This is a genomic window from Enterocloster sp. HCN-30185 (assembly GCF_037890305.1).
Classification (GTDB): domain Bacteria; phylum Bacillota; class Clostridia; order Lachnospirales; family Lachnospiraceae; genus Enterocloster.
Genome location: NZ_JBBKBT010000003.1, coordinates 317,086 through 338,917, shown reverse-complemented (window position 1 = coordinate 338,917; position 21,832 = coordinate 317,086). Strand labels below are relative to the sequence as shown.

The window sequence follows — 21,832 nt, the reverse complement described above, 5'->3', positions numbered from 1 at the left end:
GTTCAGATGCAGTCATCCAGCCTCTCCATAATCCGGTGAATCCGGTGGGGCCGAACGTCAGGATAGGAAGCGCCTCCCATGACGATCCCGCAGGCGGATAAGAGCAGTCCGCTGAGAAGAAAAATCAGGCCTGCAATGATGCAGAAACGTATCAGTTTATTCATCTCTGTGACCTCCCTTTATGAAGCATTCCGCTGATCCAGTCAATGATCCGGCATATAAGGCGGGGAATCAGTCGGCCGTAAAACAGAAGGCAGAGGGCTAAGAGGAGAAAGCCTGCTCCCAGGGCTGCCAGCCCTGTTCCGGCGGTAAAAATTCCCTGAACCGGGTGGATAAAAAGCGATACAATTCCCAGAGGAAGGGCAAGAATTGCTGTAATAAAAGCGCCTCCGGTTAAAACACCAAGACTGATAAGGAGAGCAAAAGCAATGCCAACTATGGCTGCGGTTAATCCTGCGATACTGCCTCCGATTCCCAGAAGAAGAGGCGCTCCTACGATAAGAAGGACGATCCACAAAAGAAGCTTTAACAGGCGGCTGGTCCTGGGGCCGGAACGCTCTGCTCCCGGATGAAAGGAACTGCGGCTTTGCTGTGCCTGTCCATACGTTTGGCCTGATTCGGATCCGCAGGAAGTATACGGATGTTTGCTGCGGTCAGCTCCGGTGAAGGTATCGGTTTCACGGTGCTGTTTTGCAAGCTCATAGCCCGGATCCTTAAAGCGGGAATTTTCATAGCCGCTGTCTGTAAATTCTCCTGTCTCATCCGGATTACTTAAAAGACTGGTCCGGATAATCGCTGCGATCCGTTCCGGGCTTCCAAGCTCATTTGTGATATCGGTTTCATATCCAAATTCGGCCTCATCAAGATAATTTTCATAGTAATCCAGAGCGTCTGTTCGATCTTCATCGCTTATATCCTGAAGCAGATAGGAAAGCTGTTTCATAAACTGTTCTCGATTCAAGAGTCCCCCTCCTTTATGATGTGGGAAATCTTCTGGGAGTAGACTGCCCATTCTCTTTGGTAGAGCTGCAGCTGCAGCCGTCCCTGTTCTGTGAGCCGGTAATACCGGCGGTTTCTGCCGTCAATCGCCCGGTCGTAGACCTCCAGGCAGTCATCCTTCTGCAGACGCCGAAGCACCGGATACAAGGTAGATTCTGATATGTCAATGGCCTCGCGGACCTGTTGGGTGATCCGGTAGCCATAGGTTCCTTCCTTTTCCCGTGAAACGGCAGCCAGTACAATGGCATCCAGAAGGGCAGATCCGGTGTTGAATACCATAAGCATCCCCTCCGTGTGTTGGCGGCATGAAAATGTATGATCTGCCGCTGTGAATGATTACATCAATATTATATGATGTATAATATTATATGTCAATAAAAGAAAATCCAAAGAAAAAGGAAATGTTTGTTATTTTTTCTTAAACTATTTTAGAAACTGTTTACCATGTGGTCAAACTTCGTACACAATTAAAGGTTATACTAAAGGACATAAACAAGCAGTCAGAGCTTTTTACATAGAAGACAGCAGCATTTATCGCTGCAGCATAGATCACTAAGCCGGCGGGGTTGGCATATGGGCAGCCTTGCCGGCTCAAACCAATTTATGGGGAGATTTCTCTCCCCACAGTTTCATACCGTACCGTTTTTTTCTTTTATCTTCAGTATTTCATCAAATCGGTTTTTATATTCCAGGATTATTTTTTCATTTCCGACTACAGATACCGGACCGGATTTTAAAAGACGGCAGATTAAATCTGACGCTTCTTTTTGGTCATTTACGGTACTGTTGCGTATATTGCGTATCATTTCATTAATGTATACAGTAGAGATCCCCATAATATATCTTCGCATAGCCCGCATACGGCTGTTCAGGATTCCGATGGGAGGGAGAGCCTGAGCATAGGCGCTTAAAATGTAACCCTGAAGATCCTCTGGCGTCAGCTTTAGTTCTGCCAGAGCCTGGCCGGTACGGTTAAATACGGAAAGTGTTGATTCGATATCAGGGTCTTCTGTGCTCCATAGGGTAAAATATCCGGCCGGAAGAAGAAAATCAATTCCGCTGTCATAGGCTCGTCCCTGATAGCGCACGGCAGGCTTTACATATTTATCGCCTGCTGCCAGAAGCCATGGAAGGAAACGGCCCTTAAATTCAGGAACCTTTTTAAAATCTCCCAGCATCCTAAGTTCTTCAAGAGAACTGTCAATGCAGGCGGCTGTCCGAAGAGACGGGGCCTGATCCCATGATGGAAGTGAAAGATGATTGGAAAACATGAAACCGTTTTCATTGCGCTCGGGAAGCTGGCTCAGCAACGTGGAGGCACGATCCAGGATGTGTTCCAGTGAAGCGTTTTCAGCAGCTGCCAGAAAGATCAGCTTTCTGCGGCTTACCAGCTTCTGGGCCAGGGTATATAATGAGCTGCTTATCTGGTTTGCGTCTGTCCTGGCCGCTTCATCATCGGGATGGGCCTGCTCCCTGATCAGGATGGTTAAAATATTCTTTAAAAAGTGGTATATCTCAGGTGAATTGAGCTGGAAACGGAAACGGCTGTCCTGCCGTATATACCGTTCTGCCAGACTGTAGGCTAGAGAAGGACCGTTTTCACTTTTGGACAGATCGTAGTCCGGGAGATATTTTTCAATCACCTGTGAAATCGTTTCCCTATCTTCGTAATTTCCATTTCTCATCAGCTCCAGAAGAAAATCCAGACTGATTTCAAAGTCCTCCGTAAGTCCCGACCACACCACGCTCATCATGGGCCGGCTGTTTTCGCCGGCATCTGCATCCGGATATAGTTCATCAAAGGTACAGTCATAAAGATATTCCTGTTCCATGTTTTTCTGCTGTTCCACACAGAAACGGCGTGTATCCAGTTCTGTGAGCAGCATCTGATACAATGTAAGATAGTTCCAGTCTTCCCCGCTTAGTTCGCTCAGATCAAAAAAGAGCTGGTAGCTGCCGATTCCTGCAAGAGGAGAAGGGGAACCGCAGCAGAAGATCCCATGGCGCAGGCCGGAGAAAAAGGGCGGATCCTCTTCGGGTTCGGGAAGCTGCTCCGGCTGAATCAGAAAATCAAGACAGCTTTTATCCTGGGCGCTCCATTTTTTAAAATCCGCTGTTTCACGGATGAGAGCCTGAAGCTCTTTTGGGGACATGGAAGCCTTTTTTTCTCTCAGCCACCGATCGCGTTCCTGTTCCAGAGCTTCTGCCAGACCGGGTACGGGAATGGCTGCAGACAGTACGGCTGACGGCGGGTTTAATACTTGCTTTGCCAGCCTGCGCAGAATGGACTGTTCCTGATCTGCACTGAAATGTGTGAAGGTACGTTCGTAAAGGGAGTAGTAGTCGGTTCGTCCGGTAAGGCTCCAGAAGCGTCCGATATCCTCGGACAGATGAAAGCCCAGATGGGGCGTTTCCCTCATAAGGAGATCGGCCAGCCTGTTTTCCTTTATGACTGCATGGTACAGCTCGTCTGCAATTCCATTTTCCGCCATGTCTGCAAGCCCCTGATTTACGGTCTGAAAAAACAGCTCCTGCTGTTCTTTATCCCCATTTTGAAGGCGGAATTTTAAAACCGGCCGGGCCAGCGCCGTATCCAGATAGACGTCGATAATATTGTTAAGGCCAAGGGATCTGGCGGCCCGTTGAACCGGAGAGGTATCCTGATCCATCATTCCGGCACAGAACCCCATACAGATCACATCCTCCTGGGACAGCCCGCTTAGATCAATGGTATAGTCGATCACAGAGGAGTGTTCGGCCGGGCTTCCTTCATAGGCCGGACTTTTGACCTCTGTTTTTCGGAAACCGGAAGACACAGGCCCTTCAAAAAGGGGGCGAAGATTCAGGTTTCTGCTTTTGAAGCGTGATAAGTGTTTTTCATCCAGAAAACGCAGAACCGCCTCCAGGTCGGCGTCTCCGTAGAGGATCATCAGGCAGTTGGAATAGTCATAAAGCTGTTCGTAGGTTTGACGGATTTTTTCAAAGGTGATTTCTTTATAATGGAAATGGGCTCTTCCAAGAAGATTGGCTGCAATCTGCCCTTCATACAATGCCTGGGCAGCCGCGCTGTCCGCATTTTCCTCCAGATCTGTTAAATGCCCCCAGTCTTCGCTGAGAACCGTTCCCAGCATGGAAAGCTCTCCATCCGTATCCTCCAGTTCAAACCGAAGCCCCTCCCTCATAAAGAACCGATGATCCTTTAAAGCCTCCGGTTCTTCCATACAGCATAAAAAGACATCCATAAGCTTTATAAGCTGCTCCATGCTCAGGGAGCAGACCGGATAGCAGGTGCAGGTATTGTCCGTGATCCCGTTCATAAAGGTGGAATAGCTTTTGCTGTCCATGTCAAAGAACACATCCCGGCTGGGATAGGAAGGGCAGGAACAGAGCATCAGATGCTCTAATATATGGTTGGAATCCAGATTATCCAGCTGCGGAGTCCGGTAGATCAGATTAAACCCAAGCTCCCGGTCGTCGTTATGTATATATAAAAGTCTGGCTCCGCTGAAAGGGTGGAACAGTTCCGCAGTTTCAGCTCCCAGCATGGAAATTGAGTTGCGCTCTGTGACAGTAAAGCCCCACAGAGTCTGGCCTTTTTCGGGCAGCTTTGCCATGGCAAATCTCCTTTTTTATAAAATGCAGTGCGTAAAAAATGCTGTACCGGCGGCAGACGATCCGCAGTACAGCATATGGATACAGTTTTTATAAGAATCCGAAGCAGTGCTGTTTTATGCCAGCTGTGCCTTATATTCCTTTAATGCCTGTGCTAGCTGGTCAGGACATGAGGTAGGACGGGGGCCGCACTGAATGCCTTCCAGACGGCGGATCGCCTCATCTACATCCATACCCTCTACCAGTCTTGCAACGCCCTGGGTATTGCCGGAGCAGCCGCCTGCAAACTGGACATTGGTGAGCTTATTGCCGTCTACATCAAAGGTAATGGCTCTGGAACATACGCCGTGTGTTTTATATGTCATCATGTAATTAACCTCCAATTAAAATCGTTGTTTCATAGTCAATGCAGATTCGATTATGCCCCAAGGCGGGTGGATTGTCAAGAAGATGCTTGAAAAAATGGTGCAGGCCACAGTATAATTGAGAAAAAGCGGCTTTCAGACAGCGCCGCCGATCAGAATAAGGAGGAATTGCAATGATAGCAATTATCGGAGCCATGGATGAAGAAGTGGCTATGTTAAAAGAAAAAATGACAGAGGTACAGGTGGAGTCCCGGGCCTGCATGGAATTTTATAAGGGAAAGCTGGAAGGAAAGGACACGGTGGTAGTCCGTTCCGGCATCGGCAAGGTAAATGCGGCCATGTGCGCTCAGATTCTGGCGGACCGCTATGCGCCTTCCTGTATCATCAATACGGGAATTGCAGGTTCTCTGGACGCCCGGATCAATATCGGTGATATTGTGATTTCTACAGACGCTCTGCAGCACGATATGGATGCCAGAGCCTTTGGCTATGAAGCGGGGCAGATCCCAAGAGTAGATACGCTTTCATTTCCGGCAGATGAAACACTGGTTACTCTTGCAAAGGAATGCTGCAGCCGGGTGAATCCGGAGATCGGCACTTTTACAGGCCGTGTTGTTTCGGGGGATCAGTTTATTTCTGATAAGGATAAAAAGCAGTGGATCAGTGAAACATTTTCCGGTATGTGTACAGAGATGGAGGGAGCGGCCATTGCTCAGGTGTGCTATTTTAACCGTATCCCATTCCTGATCCTGCGCGCTATTTCTGACAAGGCAGATGACAGCGCCGGTGTAGATTACGCTGTTTTCGAGGCTCAGGCCATCCGCCACAGCGTAAACCTGATGACGGAAATGGTTCGCTGCATGTAGCAGCATTTTACCTTAAGAATCGTTTCGTGGGGGAATTTGACGAACGATTCTAGGGGTTCTCAACTTCCCAAATCCAATTCCCGGACTATAATAGACCTTACCGAAGCCGCTCGGATCATTTTCGGAAAATGTTCCAGACCTGCAGGGACGGGTTCGGCGGCCTGCAGCGGCCTATAGGCTGCAGAGAAATGATGGTAGTGTATAGAAAGGGGAATTGGTTATGATGAGTTTTTTGGAGACTGGAAGAGCTCTGTATCTGCTGGCAGCAATTTGTCTGGGAGGAATTATGGTAAGGCTCGCAGCGGGAAGCTTCTATAAACGTCTCATTCGGGAGAGCTCCAATCTGGCGCTTGCAAAAAACCGGTATCTGCGCGCCCTGCGCCAGAATGCGGAGGATACATACAGGATCAATATGGGAATGAACAACACCAGAGTATATCTGGAACGCCAGATTTACAGCCTGCGTTTTATGGGGATCAGCCTTCAGGGATTTGAAAATCTGGGAGGACAGCTGACGCTTTTATGCTTTCTCGCAGGAGGGGCGGCGGCGTTCCTCTCCTATTGGAACAGAAGCGATAATTACTACATTGTCCTGTATGGCGTTATGGGTATCTTTGGAGGGATGGCCACCGTGTTTGTGGATTACGGTGTAAATTTGGAGGCAAAGCGCCAGCATCTCCTTACCTGTCTTCAGGATCATGTGGAAAATGTAATGTGGTCCCGGATGGAGCGTGAGACGGCATCAGACCAGCAGCCTGCTCCGGCGGCAGAGGAAGAACGCCGGGAAGCGGCTCCTGTGCGCTCCATCGGAAGAGACCGCAGAGTTCATGCCAGACGCAGTGCAGAACAGACCGCAGCCAGCAGGGAAACTCTCAGGGAAGTATCCAGAGACGCCAGAGAGGACCGTTCCGGTGAAAACTGGCTTCAGGACCTGAACCCGGATCAGAAGCGGATGCTGGGTGAGATGCTTAAAGGATTTATATCCTGATCATAGTTATGAGATTTGGAGAAATGTGCTGCTCCCGGTTCCCTTGGGGACTGGGGGCAGCTTTTTGTATGGTGCGCCTAGCGGCGCACGTTTCTAACGGGTTAAAGTCCCGAATCCGCCCGGTAGTGGGAAGGATATAGCCGAAGGCAAGGGTGTCCATCGTGAGGTGGGATCTGAAGGAAGCTGGATGTGAGGAACATACTAACTCACGGGCAAATCTCTGACATTAACGGATGGCTCTATCACAGAATACGTATGTGTATATGGAAACAGTGGAAGAAACCTAGAACAAAATATAAGAATCTAGTCAAGCTGGGAATTCCAGAACACTATGCGGCAACAATAGCAAACAGTCGCAGAAAGTATTGGTATATCAGTAATAACAAAGCTGTGATTTGGGCGCTGAATAAAGAAAGACTGATAAACAGTGGCTATTATGATTTAGCCACAGCCTACCAGTCTGTGCACGTCAACTATTGAAAGCGCCGTATACCGAACGGTACGTACGGTGCTGTGAGAGGACGGCGGTTAATCACCGCCTCCTACTCGATCGAAAAGGTGAACACGCTGATATCGTAAAAAGAATCATATGAAGGGATGACGACTAAAAGATAAGACCGAAATCCATAAAAAAGAATCATATAACCAAGAAGAAAGTATGTAAAAATCAGGATAATAAGTAAATATATAAAAAATTAAATTAAAATACAAAGATAAAACAAATGGAATGGTAAAAATTATGGATAAAATATATAAAAGATAAGTTAAATCACGTGTAATATAATGCAAAATAATAAATGAATCATATAAAATATGAAACAATCATATAATACCATTGCTATACTGCACAAAAAGTGCTAATATTCAAGTAAAGACAGAGGTAAACGCATAAGAACAATCATAAAAATGATCAAAAACAAGGAGGATGCGAAATGAGCAAGATTGATGAGATCACAAGAGAGAGCTGGATCATGGGGACATTTCCCGAGTGGGGAACCTGGCTGAATGAGGAGATTGAGAACGAGGAGGTGAAGCCGGGAACTGTTGCCATGTGGTGGCTGGGATGTACCGGTATCTGGTTTAAGACTCCTGGAGGATGCAATCTTACCGTAGATCTTTGGGCCGGAAACGGAAAGAGAACCCATGGAGACGGAAAGATGAAGCCGGGACATCAGATGGCAAATATGTGCGGCGGCAGAATGATGCAGCCTAACTTAAGAGCAGTCCCCTTTGTGATCGATCCCTTTGCCATTAAGCAGGTAGACGCAGTGCTGGCGACCCATTACCATCAGGATCATATGAGCGCTGAGTATGCAGCCCATGTAATTAAGAGCGGCATGACAACAACAAACGAAAAGGGAGAAGAGGTTCCCGTACCATTTATTGGACCGAAGAAATCTGTAGAACTGTGGCAGAAATGGGGTGTTCCTGCAGATCGCTGCATTACAGTAAAACCGGGTGATACGATTAAGATCAAAGACGTTGAGATCGTTGCTCTGGATTCCTTTGACAGAACCTGCCTGGTAACAACAGATGATACCAGCGAGAACAGAGAAGAGCTTACAGGAATTTGTCCTACCGATATGGATGACAAGGCAGTAAACTATCTGATTAAGACTCCGGGCGGAAATATCTATCACAGCGGTGATTCCCACTACTCCATTTACTTTGCAAAGCACGGCAAAGATTATGATGTAGATGTGGCTTTTGGTTCCTATGGTGAGAATCCTGTGGGTATGGCAGACAAGATGACCTCTGTAGATATTCTCCGTATGGCAGAGGCATTGAGAGCCAAGGTTGTAATCCCGATCCACTATGACGTATGGACCAACTTTATGGCAGATATCAATGAAATCCGGGTACTTTATGATATGAAGAAAGACCGTCTGGACTACAAGTTCCATCCATTCTTCTGGGAAGTGGGAGGAAAATATGTATATCCCACAGATAAGGATAAGAAAGCTTACCACCACAGACGCGGATTTGAGGACTGCTTCGAACATCCTCAGAATATTCCATTCCGTTCCTGCCTGTAAGGTCAGATAAGTGTTAGGGGGAAAGTTATATGCTGAGAGAATTTGTAGAGCAGAAACATTATAAGTTTGCGGCTGAAGCGCCGGACTGGAAGGAAGCCATCCGCATGAGCTGCGAAAGTCTGGAGGCAGACGGTACGATAGAGGCAAATTATAAGGAAGATATTGTTGCCTGCGTGGAGAAATATGGTCCATATATTGTGCTTATGCCAAACATTGCCATGCCCCATTCTCAGGAGGGGGCTGAAGGGGTACATAAGACCAGCATTGGTTTTATGAAGCTGGACAAGCCGGTTTCTTTTGATCCGGAGGATCCGGAAAAGGACGCACAGCTGTTTTTTACGCTGGCTTCCTGCAATCCGGAGCAGCACATGAACAATATGGTTCGTCTGTCAGAACTTCTGATGAACGAAGAAGTGGTGGCAGCCTTATTAAAGGCTGAAACACCGGAAGATCTGTTGGAAATCCAGAAACAATATCTGGATTGATTTAAGAGAGGGAATAAGGGGTGACTTATGGAAATTTTGTCTAAGATCTGGTCATATTTTGCAACAAATATCCTGCAGCAGCCGGCATTTATGATTGGTTTTATTGTATTGATCGGTTATATTCTGCTTCAGAGACCATGGTATGATATTCTGGCAGGCACAATTAAAGCAATTGTAGGATACCTGATTCTGACTGTTGGTTCCGGCGGACTGGTTAACAACTTCCGTCCTGTACTGGTAGGTCTGGGTGAACGCTTCAATATTAACGCAACAGTTATTGATCCGTATTTTGGACAGAATGCCGTTACAGCCGGAGTAGAAGAAGTATTCGGAAAAGGCTTCGGCGATGCGATGATCCTTCTGTTTATCGCATTTATTGTAAATATCCTGCTGGTGCGCTTCAGCAAATATACAAAGCTTCGCGCACTGTTTACCACAGGAAACGTACAGGTACAGCAGGCTGCAACTGCTTACTGGCTGATCATGTTTGCTCTTCCGGGCCTTCTGGCTCCCGGCATGCATGTTCCGATGCTGATCGTTATGGCTCTTCTTCTGGGTGCTTACTGGGCAGTAGGTTCTAACCTGACAATTAAACCATGTCAGGAAGTAACTGACGGAGCAGGCTTTGCTCTGGCTCATCAGCAGATGTTTGGTGTAGCTTTCTTCTATTGGCTGGCAGGAAAGCTTTTTGGAAATGAAGGCAAGAAGAAAGATAAGAAGGTTAAGAAGATTGAGGATCTGGAACTTCCCGGCTTTTTATCTATTTTCAACGACAACATGGTATCTGCTTCTGTTTTGATGCTGGTATTCTTTGGCGCAATCTTATGTGTACTTGGAAAGGACTATCTGATTGCAGGCGGTTTTATGAAGGAAGGGCAGAGCATGCTGTTCTATGTAATCCAGACCTGTCTTTACTTTGCAGTATATCTGGCAATTCTGCAGATGGGCGTCCGTACCTTCGTTGCTGAGCTGACAACTTCTTTCCAAGGTATTGCAAGCAAGCTGCTTCCGGGTTCTGTTCCTGGTGTAGACTGTGCAGTTATCTTTGGTTTCGGTGCATCCAATGCAGTGACTCTGGGCTTTGTATCCGGTTTTATCGGACAGATCCTGGCAATTATTGTTCTGATTGCTTTAAAGAGTCCGGTACTTATTATCTGCGGTTTCGTACCTGTATTCTTTGACAATGCTACCATCGGTGTATTTGCCAATGAAAAGGGTGGCTTAAAGGCTGTTCTGGTTCTTCCGTTTATCTCCGGATTATGCCAGGTATTCGGTTCTGCTCTGATTGCAGGCTGGGTTGGAATGGCAGCTTACGGCGGATATTTAGGTATGTGGGACTGGGCGGTTGTATGGCCTGTATTTACAGTAGTTATGAAGTATTTAAGCTATATCGGCGTAACTCTTATTTTTATCGGTCTTCTTGCTATTCCGCAGATCCAGTATTACAAGGATAAGAAGGGTTACTTCCTTATGACAGAAGATTATGAGGCATATAAGGAATTAAAGGCAAACAAAGCAAACTAAAATAATTTTATATGGAGGATATATTCATGGCAAATGCAAATAATTTAAAATTTCTCGTGTGCTGCGCAAATGGTTCCGGTTCCAGCCTGATGGCTCAGCTGGCATTAGACAAGGTGTTAAAAAGAAACGGCATTAAGTGTAAAACCCATCACGCGCCGCTGTCTGAGGGGAAGAGCACAGCTGCACAGTATGATGTTCTGCTGTGTGCCCAGAACTTTGCCAGTATGTTCACAGATGCAGCGGCAAAGGGTGTAAAGGTGATTCCGTTAAAGAATGTTATGTCAGATAAAGAGATTGAGGAGAAGCTGAAGGCTCAGGGTATTATTGAATAGTACAGTGAGCGTATAAACAGCAGATCTTGTTTAAAAGGCTGCCGCAGCTGACTGCTGCAGCCTTTATTATCACAACGGCGGAAGGACTGTTAAATATTTGCCTTATTTTAAAAGAATGGGAGGGGAAACAGTGAAGCGTGAGAAGGTATATGTGGATGAGCGGAGAGAACGGATCCGGGATATATTAAGGGAAAAATCTCAGGTTCGGGTAGAGGCGCTGGCAGAAGAGCTGAAGGTTTCTGTGATTACGATACGCAGGGATTTACAGTATCTGGAAGAGCAGAAGCAGCTGATCCGGGTATACGGAGGTGCAGTTGCAGTCCGGGAACAAGGGGAGCAGACGGACGAAATCCAGCTGTACCGGGATTTGATTGCGCGCTATGCGGCCAGTCTGGTAGAGGACGGCGATACACTGTTTCTTAATACCAGCCGGAATGTCCGCCAGATTCTTCGATATATTACAAAAAAAAATGTTACAGTGATCACAAATAATGGAAGAGCGATTGATGCAGAGAGAGGCCAGGGGGTAAATGTAATCCTTACAGGAGGAGAGCTGCGTTATCCAAAAGAGGCAATGGTGGGGGATTATGCAATCCGTAATCTCCAGACGGTAATTGCTAAAAAGGCCTTTGTGGGATGTTCCGGCATTGATGCTGTTATGGGAATGACAACGGAAAACGCCAATGAGGTTACGATTAACCAGCTAATGGTGCGGAATGTGGCAAAGGATGCATATATTCTGGCAGACCATACCAAGCTGGGGCAGATCAGTAGCTTTATCAGCTGTCCTATTGAGGAGATTCACTATCTGATTACGGATGAACTGGCTCCGGCAGAGGCTGTGGAGGAGCTGAGGGCAAAAGGAGTAAGAGTTCATCAGGTGAAGAAAGCAGATTTTCCGAATGAAGGACTGATAAATCAGACAGAAAAGAAAGGAAAATAAAATGGCAAAAGCATATACACTGGGCCTTTATGAGAAGGCCATGCCAAAGGATCTGAGCTGGAAGGAAAAGATGCTGGCGGCAAAAGGGGCAGGATTTGATTTTATAGAGATTAGTATTGATGAAACAGATGAAAAGCTGGCACGGCTTGATATGAGCAGGGAAGAACGGCTGGCTTTAATGGAACTGATGAGTGAGACGGGTGTTCCCATCCGTACCATGTGTCTGAGTGGACACAGAAAATACCCTTTGGGAAGCAATGATCCAGAGACCTGCGCCAGAGGAATGGAGATTATGGAAAAGGCGATCCGTCTGGCAGAGGATCTGGGGATTCGGATCATTCAGCTGGCCGGTTATGATGTTTATTATGAAGAAGGCAGTGAAGAGACAAGAGAGCGTTTTGAGGAAAATTTAAAAAAAGCAGTGGAGATGGCGGCAAAAGCCGGAGTGATGATGGGCTTTGAGACCATGGAAACGGAATTTATGAATACGGTAGAGAAAGCGATGGTTTATGTAAATCGGGTAAATTCTCCGTATCTGAATGTATATCCTGATCTGGGAAATGTTACCAATGCGGCTGTAACGTATGGTACAGATGTGGAAGAGGATCTGGAAACCGGACGGGGCCATCTGGCTGCCATGCATTTAAAAGAGACACTTCCGGGTAAATTCCGCGAAATTCCTTTTGGGACAGGCCATGTAGACTTTGAGGCCGGTATCCGCAAGGCGTGGGAGCTGGGCGTTCGGAAGTTTGTGACCGAGTTCTGGTATGTAGGAAATCCAGACTGGACAGAAGATCTGAAGTTTGCCTGTGATAAGATGACGAAGATTTTACAGGGTAATGAGTAGAAAGGCGGTTAAACGATGAAGGCAGTAAAAAAAGTAATTTCCAATCTGACAAAATGTTATTCCATAGCACCTCTTCATTATCAGGGAAAGGATCATATCCTGGTGGCAGCTGAGAAGGTAGACCGCTGTCTGCTCTTTGATCTGGATGGAAACCAGGAGGATACTGTCTGGGAGCAGCCGGGCGGTGTTATGACCATGCAGCAGGTTCCGGGAACGGACGGCCAGTTTCTTGCTACCCATAAATTTTATTCTCCCAATGACTCAAAGGACGCAAAGATCGTAATTGTGACTCCAAAATCAAAGGGAAACTGGGAGGTACGCACTCTGACCGATCTGCCCTTTGTACACCGGTTTGACATTTTAGAGAGAAATGGGGTACACTATCTGATCGCCTGCTGTTTAAAATCCGGCCATGAGTTTAAGGATGACTGGTCCTCTCCCGGCCGTGTGTTTGCGGCTGTGCTTCCGGAGGATTTAAGCAGCTTTGACGAGGAGCATCAGCTGGAGATGAAGGTGATCAAGGATCAGATGCTCAAAAACCACGGCTACTACCGTGTAAAGGAAAACGGACAGGATACAAGCGTGGTTTCCTGTGAAAACGGAATCTATCAGTTTATTCCGCCTGCATCACCTGAGGGCGAGTGGGAGATTACACAGCTTCTTGATACCCCGGCCAGCGATGCGCTGCTGCTTGATATGGACGGAGACGGAGAGAAGGAGCTGGCAGTTCTGGCGCCCTTCCATGGCGAGAAGATCGACTTCTACAAAAAGAAAGACGGCCGCTTTGAGCATGTATACAGCTATGGGAAGGACGCGGAATTTGTTCATGCCATCTGGGGCGGCGATATCGGCGGTGTTCCCACTGTAATTATCGGCCACAGAAAGGGAGACCGGGATCTGCTGGCATTTACCTACGATCAGGAAAAGCAGGAATACAGGGCAGAGCGGCTTGACCATGACTGCGGCCCTGCCAATGCATATGCGTATAAATATGATGGAAAAGACATTCTGATCGCAACGAATCGTGAGATTGACGAAGTGGCAAGATACGAGCTGGAAATGGAATAAGGGAGGACATTATGCTAGAAGAACTGAAAAAAAGAGTTTATGAGGCAAATATGCTGCTGCCAAAGCATGGCCTTGTAACGTTTACCTGGGGAAATGTAAGCGAGATTGACCGGGAAACAGGATATTTTGCTATTAAGCCCAGCGGCGTGGATTATGATAAGCTGACTCCGGATGATATGGTAATCGTGGATCTGGAAGGAAATAAAATCGAGGGAAAATATAATCCTTCTTCTGATACAGCTACCCATGTGGAGCTGTATAAGGCATTTTCAAAGATCGGTGGAATTGTACATACACATTCACCCTGGGCGACCAGCTGGGCTCAGGCGGGCAGAGGGATTCCGTGCTACGGAACTACCCATGCGGATTATATGTACGGAGAGATTCCCTGTGTCAGATGCCTGACAAAGGAGGAGATCGAGGGTGCTTATGAGAAGAATACAGGGGTTCTGATCGCAGATTATTTTAAAGATAAAGATTATGAAGCGGTTCCAGCTGTTTTATGTAAGAATCACGGTCCCTTTACCTGGGGAAAGGACGGACATGAGGCGGTTCACAATGCAGTTGTGCTGGAGGAGGTTGCCAAAATGGCGGCCCGCTGTGAGATGATCAATCCCCGGGTGCAGCCTGCGCCTCAGGAGCTTCAGGATAAGCACTATTACAGAAAACATGGCGTTAATGCTTACTATGGACAGGGGAAATAATACGGGAGAATCAGATGATAAAAGCGGTATTTTTTGATATTGACAACACTCTTTACAGCTATGACAGAGGAAATGAGGCTGGAATGAAAGCCCTGACTGTTTACGGAGAAACGGTTCTTCAGATGGATCGGGAGACATTTGTGAAGGTGTTTCGCCAGGCACAGCAGCTGGTAAAGGAACGGACAGGCGCAGACTGTGCAGCAGTGCATAACCGTCTGATCCGGATGCAGTGTATTTTGGAATTATTGGGAAAGCCGCTTTTTCCCCATGCAACAGTCATGTATCATTTATATTGGGACAGTCTTTTATCTTCTGCCCGTCCTGAAGAGGGTGTTCTGCAGTTGATGCAGCTGCTTAAAACGAAGGGGATCGGAATTGGGATAGGCACGGATATGACGGCGTATATCCAGTATAAAAAACTGGAAGTGCTGGGAGTTTCTTCTTATATTGACTGGATCGTAACCAGCGAGGAGGCTGGAGCGGAAAAACCGGCCGGACGTTTCTTTGATCTGTGCGCGCAAAAGGCAGGAGCAGCCCCGTCTCAGTGCGCTTTTATCGGAGACAGTCTTGAAAAGGACGTAGAGGGTGCTTTAAAGAACGGATTTAAGGGCGTATGGTATCATAAAAATCCTACGGAAGATGAGAAACGATCATATCCGGTGATTGATTCATTCTGTGGATGCATACAGGATGACAGGATATGCCTGGGTAAAGAAATTTTGATTTAAAGGCACAGATGCCGGCGGTAAACGCCATAAATTCAAAACTCACCCTAGACGGAATCAAAATGAAATGATAAGATTAAGTGTAATACTGGTTTATAGCAGAAACAAAAAGACATGACACAAGAGAAAGGAGAACGATCATGGAAATGATCAAGACTAAAACCGCCAATGCCATCCGCGTACTTTCTGCGGACGCCATTGAAAAGGCAAAGTCCGGCCATCCGGGCCTTCCTTTAGGCTGCGCCTCTATTGCCTACGAGCTGTGGGCAGAGCATATGAAACACAATCCGGCTGACCCTGAATGGGTTGACAGAGACCGTTTTGTATTATCAGGAGGCCATGGCTCTATGCTGTTGTACTCTCTGTTCCATCTGTTCGGATACGGAGATCTCTCCATTGATGATATTAAGAACTTCCGTCAGACTGGTTCTCTGACACCGGGACATCCGGAGTACAGACATACCGTAGGCGTAGAAGCAACTACCGGTCCTCTGGGACAGGGTATGGGCATGGCAGTGGGCATGGCTATGGCTGAAGCTCATCTGGCTGCTGTATTTAACAAAGAAGACTGCAAAATCGTAGACCATTATACCTATGTACTGGGCGGAGACGGCTGTATGATGGAGGGACTTTCCTCTGAAGCATTCTCTCTGGCAGGTACTCTGGGACTTGGAAAGCTGATCGTAATCTATGATTCCAACAATATTTCCATTGAGGGAAATACAGACATTGCGTTCAGGGAAGATGTGGCAAAGCGTATGGAAGCATACGGCTTCGGCGTATTTAAGGTAGAGGATGGAAATGACTTTGACGCCATCGGTGCAGCCATTGAAGCAGCCAAGGCAGATACAGACAGACCGTCAATAATCATTGTTCATACCGAGATCGGCTATGGCTGTCCTGCAAAGCAGGGCAAGGCTTCTGCTCACGGCGAGCCTCTGGGCGGAGACAATGTGCTTGCATTAAAGGAGAACATTGGCTGGGAGAGCATGGAGCCCTTCTTTGTTCCTCAGGACGTATACGATCACATGGAAACAGTAAAAGAGCGTCTGAAAACTCCGGAAGAAGAGTGGAAGGCACGTTTTGCCCTGTACTGCGAGAAATATCCTGAAATGAAGGAACTTTGGGATCAGTACCATGACGGAAATCTGGCAGAAAAGCTTTACGATCAGGAAGAGTTCTGGGCCTTTGAGGATAAGCCTCAGGCAACCAGAAACGTTTCCGGAGAGCTGTTAAACCGTATCAACAAGGCAGTTCCAAACCTGTTCGGCGGTTCTGCTGACCTGGCTCCTTCCAATAAAACTGCTTTAAAGGGCGAGGGAGATTTCTCCAAAGAGGATTACAGCGGCAAGAATCTGCACTTTGGCGTTCGTGAGCAGGCTATGGCAGCTATCGGAAACGGTCTGGCTCTTCATGGCGGTGTGATTCCCTATGTGGCTACCTTCTTCGTATTCAGCGATTACATGAAGCCTGTGGCAAGACTGTCTTCCCTGATGAAGGTGCCTATGACATACGTTCTGACCCATGACAGCATCGGCGTAGGCGAAGACGGCCCGACCCATGAGCCCATCGAGCAGCTGGCTATGCTGCGTTCTATGCCGAACTTCCATGTATTCCGTCCGGCAGACGGCAGAGAGACAGCAGCAGCCTGGTATGCGGCAGTTACCTCTAAGGAAACTCCTACTGCTCTGGTACTGACGAGACAGAATCTTCCTCAGCTGGAAGGAACTGGAAAGGACGCCTTAAAGGGGGCGTACGTTCTGGCAGATTCCGTGAAGGAGACACCAGATGCCATTATCATTGCAACCGGTTCTGAGGTAAGCCTTGCAGTCGAAGCAAAGAAGTTTCTGGCGGCTGACGGCATGGACGTAAGAGTTGTTTCCATGCCATGTATGGATGTATTTGAAGAGCAGACTGCAGAGTACAAAGAGTCCGTACTTCCAAAGGCTGTGAGAAAGAGAGTGGCCGTAGAGGCGCTGTCCGACTTTGGCTGGGGAAAATATGTAGGACTGGACGGAGCAACCGTCTGCATGGAAGGCTTCGGTGCTTCCGGCCCTGCAAATGAACTGTTTGAGAAATTTGGCTTTACCGCTGCTCATGTGGCAGAGGTGGTTAAGAGCCTGTAATTGAAGCAATATGAAAATCAGTCCTGCGCTTCCGTTTTCCGGGAGCTGTGGGGCTGATTTTTGTTGTGGATGAGGGGAAAACAGCTGCCGGTACCCTTGTATTTTGCGTCCCTCATTTATAAGAACTACATATATATCAGAAATTACCTTGAGGGATTGGTTGCCAACGGATATAGCGCCAATGATATCCTGCTTGCTTTGGATAAAAGAAACGTAAGTCCAATGGGGAGCAAATCGACAGTAAAAATATTAAGAAACACAAGAATGATGTGTTCCGCCTCGCTCAGTTAATTACTGCCGATACACGGCAAATCATCACTGCTGAAATTGCCGATGACATGAGAAAATTTTTATTCGAAATAGAAAACGAAGATATAGATTTAAAGTCCATCGGTATAAGAAACGCCAATAAAGCCGGAATAATAGAAGTCTTATATTATTGTTACGGCTTGAAAAAATAATTCAAAAATTCAGGCACAGATATAAGGATAATTTCCTCGTGGGTTTATGAAGTTGCGTTTGACGGGTGGTTATGATTATGGAAGCGGGGACGAAACGGCAGAGTCATACTGCTTTGATGACTGGGGTTATCTCTATGTCAATACGGTTACGCCGGACGGCTATCAGGTAAATGAGTTGGGTGCCTGGGTACAGGATGGGGAGGTACATGATTATGGAAACCACCTGGGAAGCTATGGCATGCCCAGACTTCACAGGTTGGAGATCAGCCGGCAGTCGAACGGATGTCTTCAGGTTTTGGGGTATATAGTAGGAAAAGATGATAAATGGGTTAGGTATAAAATATAGGATTATACGCTTTATCCGACAGAGGATGGAATCTATAAATCTCTGCCGGGAGAAGATTATTTTAAAAATCCATATGAGACGTATTTTATTGCAGAAGGGGATCAGCTGATGACTCTTTCCAGATATGTAGAGGATGTGGTAGTATATACGCTGTATAAAAAGGTACAGTAGAAATGATCCTGCAAACGAAAACCGGGCGCCCAAAGGCGCCCGATTGTGTATCATCCGGTCAATGATCGGATTAAGCGTTTAATACGCTCTTTAAGTACTCTGCGATCTCAGGTACCTGGCAGTTGGCAAAGAAATATTCCTGGAATTTCTCTCCACTGATGGTGGTCTTTAAGAAATCCTGGTCAATATTCTTTAAGATGGTCATCATATCGGTATGGGTGATCTTCTTCACCTCATCCAGGATCTTCTTGTTGCGCTGCTCAGGAATTACGCGCTCCTTTGGATAGCCGCCGCCGCTCTCGCAGCCGAAAAGCTTCTCAAATACATACTGTAAGTGCAGCTCGGCGCCCCAGCCAAAGCCCTTTGCAAATGGCATTGCAATGGCGTTTCCGTCATTGATCTGAGCAAACATATAAGCATCCTCTACATCTACGATATGACCGCAGAGTACGCCGGGAAAAGAGTTGCAGGCTAACATAGCGCCTTCTCCTGTGCCGCAGCCGGTAACGACATAATCTGCAGCCTTAGAGTTTAACAGGATAGCAGACAGCAGTCCGCACATAACGTAGGTCAGCTGTGTTTCATCCTCAGCGGTATACATACCGTAGTTGAAAACTTCATGGCCCATAGGCTCTACAATCTTCTTTAAGTTCTCGCAGATCATGGAATTCTTTGCAGCCTGGCTGTTCTCGTTGATCAGTGCAATTTTCATAGTGCTTTCTCCTTTATACATATAGTGATAAGCCGGAAGGAGCAGAATCGTCCCCCGCGGCATATACATTATCATACTACAGACCGGAAACACAGGCAAGTTTTATTCTTCGATCACCTGTATCTCCAGATAGTCAAAATCTACCGATTCAATAAAATGATCCCGGCCAAAGCGGGTTTTTGCATGGAGCTTAAAATCTTTTATATTGGAATCCAGCCAGATCGGTTTTTCCAGGTCAAATTCATAGCAGATCTCATCCAGACAGTCAAATACCATCTGGGTCCGTGACTGGGAGTAGTCGCTCCGGCAGGCAGTTATATCCTTTAGCAGATGGTTGTCCTTTATGAGCTTGCCCCACATTCTGAACATAAAAATCCCCCTTTCTCATACATGGTATGCTTCAGTATAACACGGCAAAATGCAGAACCTCAAGACTTATATTTCTGAAAAATCCTGCTGTGCCTCCGCCAGGATATCTTTGGAATATCCGTCTTTTGTATATGTATCAAAATCACAGGCTGTCCGTCTGGTAATGAGAGACGCCGTCTCTTCCCCCAGAATATCAGAGATACAGGTATGGAAGCTGTTTACCAGGTGGCCGCAGTGATACAGAAAATCCTTCGTATATTGTCCGGCCAGTTCTTTTTTCACAGCTGCGATCCTCTGACGGCTTTTGGGAGTCTGACAGTAGCCTACATAGGAAAAAGTGCAGCAGCTGTCGCCAAGTCCCAGGGCCGACCGGGTGATCATTGCCAGATCGGGATGAAAGCCCTGGATCAGATGGAGATCTACATATCTGCAGTACAGTGCGCCGTAGCATTCCAGACCATATCTGGCCCAGCTTTCCTGCCACATGCAGCGGTGGCAGCAGAGCGTATAAACAGGGGACTCGCTGCCAATACTGTAGTCCTCAGGACTTGAGGGGATTTGGAGTTCGCCATAGGATAAAAATGTCTCATGATCAAGCCTGCGTCCGTCCCGGACGGCCCGTTTTCGCATCCGCTGTCCCCTCTCATGGGCATAGCGCATGATCGCATTTGCAAAAATATCCAGTCCGTATTCTCCCAAATGTTCCTCCAGTGTTTTGCCATATAATCCGATCAGAAGTCCGTGATGAGTTACGGTATATGTACTGCGCTCCATAGAATTTAGCAGCTCCTTTCTGTGACAGTTATTTTTGTAAGGCTATTATACCACAAAACAGATATGGAAAAGCAGACCATCTCTTGCCCAGCGGCCTGTTTTGTAGTAAGCTATGGATATACAAAAGACGCGCGGTTTTGGTATGATTTCAGGATGCGCGGGACTCATAAGGAGGACAAAATTGTGGCACAGGCCATTACAGATTATGTAAAATTCCTGGCAGATGCCAGAGATGCGGTATACCGCGTGAACTGCGACAGCCGTACAGCCAGACAGCTGGAAGCAGAGGAGAGCCAGAAGGAAAAGGAGCTGGCTTCTTTGAAAAAAGAGGTGGCGGATACCATTTCCCGCACCGTAAAGGCACGCAGAGATGAGATTGAATCCGGTTATGACAGAGAAATTGCAAAGGGGCAGGACAGGCTGAAAAAAGCCAGAGCTAAACGGGAAAAGGCAAAAGATAAAGGCGTGAAAGAACGGATTGCCGAGGAAACCAGCCAGTTAAGAGACCACAACAGAGATTTGAAGATACAGTTAAAGACCATGTTTAAAAAGGATCGTGTTCCGGCCTTTGTAAATACGACCTTCTTTTATGCCCTTTATTATCCCAGGGGAATGAAGGAGTTTGGAATAGGTTTTTTAACCTTCCTTATCTGCTTTCTGGCATTCCCCTGCGGCATCTATTTTTTGATTCCTGAACGAAAATGGTGGTATCTGGCTGCAGTTTATGTAGCAGATGTATTTTTATTTGGAGGGCTTTATCTGATGGTGGGAAACCGTATTCGGACTCATTATCAGGATGTTTTAAAGAAGGGGAGGGAGATCCGCAATCTTCTCAGGGCCAATCATAAAAAGATCCATGTGATTACCCGTACCATTCAAAAGGATGGAAATGAAGCTCTCTATGACCTGGAAAAATATGATGACGAGATTGCCTGCGCCAGCCAGGAGCTTTCTGAAATTGCAGAGCGGAAAAAGGATGCTGTGAGCAATTTTGAAAATGTGACAAGAACCATTATTTCAGATGAGATCGAGGGAAACCGCAGAGAAGAAATGCTGGCTCTGGAAGAGGAGATTAAGGAGCTTTCCGCCCAGCTTCACAGCCTGGAGGACAGTATTCGGGATCAGAACATCCATATCACAGATACATTTGGCCCTTATCTTGGAAATGAATTTTTAGAACCCGACCGCTTAAGCGAGCTTTCAAAGCTGATCCAGTCAGGCTCCGCGGCCAATATTACAGAGGCTATTACCCTGTATAAGGCTGGAAGCCAGAAAAAGGCGGATGGACAGTAGAAGAACGATAGATATTTCTAAACGGAAAAGGCCCCATACCGGTGCATCCTTTCTGGTGTATTTCAGAGAAGAGATGCAGGTATGGG

Annotated in this window: 22 protein-coding genes and 1 pseudogene; 15 read left to right on the top strand and 8 right to left on the bottom strand. The window is 46.9% G+C overall.

Translation table 11 applies throughout. The features are described 5' to 3' along the window. Positions 1-2: 2 nt before the first annotated feature. The 5 genes from WKT10_RS05595 to WKT10_RS05575 form a co-directional block, all read right to left on the bottom strand. Positions 3-164, bottom strand: coding sequence for a hypothetical protein (locus WKT10_RS05595; RefSeq protein WP_167544846.1), 162 nt, complete (start codon positions 162-164; stop codon positions 3-5). After that, positions 161-961: a DUF1700 domain-containing protein gene (locus WKT10_RS05590; RefSeq protein ID WP_296034790.1), complete on the bottom strand. Its 801-nt coding sequence runs from the start codon at positions 959-961 to the stop codon at positions 161-163. The genes WKT10_RS05595 and WKT10_RS05590 overlap by 4 nt, the downstream gene beginning before the upstream one ends. Further along, positions 958-1,278, bottom strand: coding sequence for a PadR family transcriptional regulator (locus WKT10_RS05585; protein ID WP_066543329.1), 321 nt, complete (start codon positions 1,276-1,278; stop codon positions 958-960). Before WKT10_RS05585 ends, WKT10_RS05590 begins: the two co-directional genes overlap by 4 nt. Before the next feature lie 350 nt (positions 1,279-1,628). Next, positions 1,629-4,613, bottom strand: coding sequence for an insulinase family protein (locus WKT10_RS05580; protein ID WP_066543327.1), 2,985 nt, complete (start codon positions 4,611-4,613; stop codon positions 1,629-1,631). A 114-nt stretch (positions 4,614-4,727) separates the two neighbouring features. After that, on the bottom strand, positions 4,728-4,976 hold the full coding sequence (locus WKT10_RS05575; RefSeq protein ID WP_066543538.1) for a TIGR03905 family TSCPD domain-containing protein: 249 nt from the start codon (positions 4,974-4,976) through the stop codon (positions 4,728-4,730). Between the two features lie 173 nt (positions 4,977-5,149). Here WKT10_RS05575 and WKT10_RS05570 point away from each other — a divergent pair, with 173 nt between their 5' ends. The 14 genes and pseudogenes from WKT10_RS05570 (at position 5,150) to WKT10_RS05505 (ending at position 18,427) form a co-directional block, all read left to right on the top strand. Beyond that, positions 5,150-5,842, top strand: a complete 693-nt coding sequence (locus WKT10_RS05570) for a 5'-methylthioadenosine/adenosylhomocysteine nucleosidase (RefSeq protein ID WP_066543325.1) — start codon at positions 5,150-5,152, stop codon at positions 5,840-5,842. A 220-nt stretch (positions 5,843-6,062) separates the two neighbouring features. After that, positions 6,063-6,830 (top strand): hypothetical protein, encoded by a 768-nt coding sequence (locus WKT10_RS05565; protein ID WP_066543321.1) that lies wholly within the window; start codon positions 6,063-6,065, stop codon positions 6,828-6,830. A 216-nt stretch (positions 6,831-7,046) separates the two neighbouring features. Then, positions 7,047-7,310: pseudogene (locus WKT10_RS05560) on the top strand (group II intron reverse transcriptase/maturase); the annotation flags it as partial. A 452-nt stretch (positions 7,311-7,762) separates the two neighbouring features. Beyond that, positions 7,763-8,866 (top strand): L-ascorbate 6-phosphate lactonase, encoded by a 1,104-nt coding sequence (ulaG, locus tag WKT10_RS05555; protein WP_066543320.1) that lies wholly within the window; start codon positions 7,763-7,765, stop codon positions 8,864-8,866. A 29-nt stretch (positions 8,867-8,895) separates the two neighbouring features. After that, positions 8,896-9,351 carry a PTS sugar transporter subunit IIA gene (locus WKT10_RS05550; RefSeq protein ID WP_296034777.1) on the top strand — a complete coding sequence of 152 codons (456 nt, stop codon included), beginning with the start codon at positions 8,896-8,898 and terminating at the stop codon, positions 9,349-9,351. Between the two features lie 27 nt (positions 9,352-9,378). Then, complete coding sequence (locus WKT10_RS05545; protein ID WP_066543318.1) at positions 9,379-10,875, top strand: PTS ascorbate transporter subunit IIC; 1,497 nt, start codon at positions 9,379-9,381, stop codon at positions 10,873-10,875. Between the two features lie 26 nt (positions 10,876-10,901). Beyond that, positions 10,902-11,207: a PTS sugar transporter subunit IIB gene (locus WKT10_RS05540; RefSeq protein WP_066543317.1), complete on the top strand. Its 306-nt coding sequence runs from the start codon at positions 10,902-10,904 to the stop codon at positions 11,205-11,207. A 130-nt stretch (positions 11,208-11,337) separates the two neighbouring features. Then, on the top strand, positions 11,338-12,150 hold the full coding sequence (locus WKT10_RS05535) for a DeoR/GlpR family DNA-binding transcription regulator (protein WP_066543316.1): 813 nt from the start codon (positions 11,338-11,340) through the stop codon (positions 12,148-12,150). Between the two features lies 1 nt (position 12,151). Next, positions 12,152-12,997, top strand: a complete 846-nt coding sequence (locus tag WKT10_RS05530) for an L-ribulose-5-phosphate 3-epimerase (RefSeq protein ID WP_066543309.1) — start codon at positions 12,152-12,154, stop codon at positions 12,995-12,997. A gap of 15 nt (positions 12,998-13,012) precedes the next feature. Continuing rightward, entirely contained in the window at positions 13,013-14,065 is a 1,053-nt protein-coding gene (locus tag WKT10_RS05525) for a hypothetical protein (RefSeq protein WP_066543307.1), read from the top strand. A gap of 11 nt (positions 14,066-14,076) precedes the next feature. Beyond that, positions 14,077-14,769, top strand: coding sequence for an L-ribulose-5-phosphate 4-epimerase (locus WKT10_RS05520; RefSeq protein ID WP_066543306.1), 693 nt, complete (start codon positions 14,077-14,079; stop codon positions 14,767-14,769). 14 nt (positions 14,770-14,783) lie between these two features. Continuing rightward, entirely contained in the window at positions 14,784-15,497 is a 714-nt protein-coding gene (locus tag WKT10_RS05515) for an HAD family hydrolase (RefSeq protein ID WP_066543304.1), read from the top strand. A 137-nt stretch (positions 15,498-15,634) separates the two neighbouring features. Next, positions 15,635-17,620, top strand: a complete 1,986-nt coding sequence (gene tkt / locus WKT10_RS05510) for a transketolase (protein WP_340275994.1) — start codon at positions 15,635-15,637, stop codon at positions 17,618-17,620. A 519-nt stretch (positions 17,621-18,139) separates the two neighbouring features. After that, on the top strand, positions 18,140-18,427 hold the full coding sequence (locus tag WKT10_RS05505; RefSeq protein WP_340275993.1) for a hypothetical protein: 288 nt from the start codon (positions 18,140-18,142) through the stop codon (positions 18,425-18,427). Positions 18,428-18,668: 241 nt separating this feature from the next. On the opposite strand, the gene WKT10_RS05500 is transcribed toward WKT10_RS05505, so the two are convergent. From WKT10_RS05500 to WKT10_RS05490, 3 genes are all read right to left on the bottom strand, one after another. Continuing rightward, positions 18,669-19,310, bottom strand: a complete 642-nt coding sequence (locus tag WKT10_RS05500) for an RpiB/LacA/LacB family sugar-phosphate isomerase (RefSeq protein WP_296034758.1) — start codon at positions 19,308-19,310, stop codon at positions 18,669-18,671. 102 nt (positions 19,311-19,412) lie between these two features. Then, positions 19,413-19,679 (bottom strand): hypothetical protein, encoded by a 267-nt coding sequence (locus WKT10_RS05495; RefSeq protein ID WP_066543294.1) that lies wholly within the window; start codon positions 19,677-19,679, stop codon positions 19,413-19,415. A gap of 66 nt (positions 19,680-19,745) precedes the next feature. Then, the gene (locus tag WKT10_RS05490; protein WP_296034754.1) at positions 19,746-20,453 is read right to left on the bottom strand and encodes an L-2-amino-thiazoline-4-carboxylic acid hydrolase; all 708 of its coding nucleotides are present in this window, start codon (positions 20,451-20,453) and stop codon (positions 19,746-19,748) included. 183 nt (positions 20,454-20,636) lie between these two features. On the opposite strand from WKT10_RS05490, the gene WKT10_RS05485 reads away from it, so the two are divergent. Then, positions 20,637-21,746 (top strand): hypothetical protein, encoded by a 1,110-nt coding sequence (locus WKT10_RS05485; protein ID WP_066543534.1) that lies wholly within the window; start codon positions 20,637-20,639, stop codon positions 21,744-21,746. Positions 21,747-21,832 lie beyond the last annotated feature (86 nt).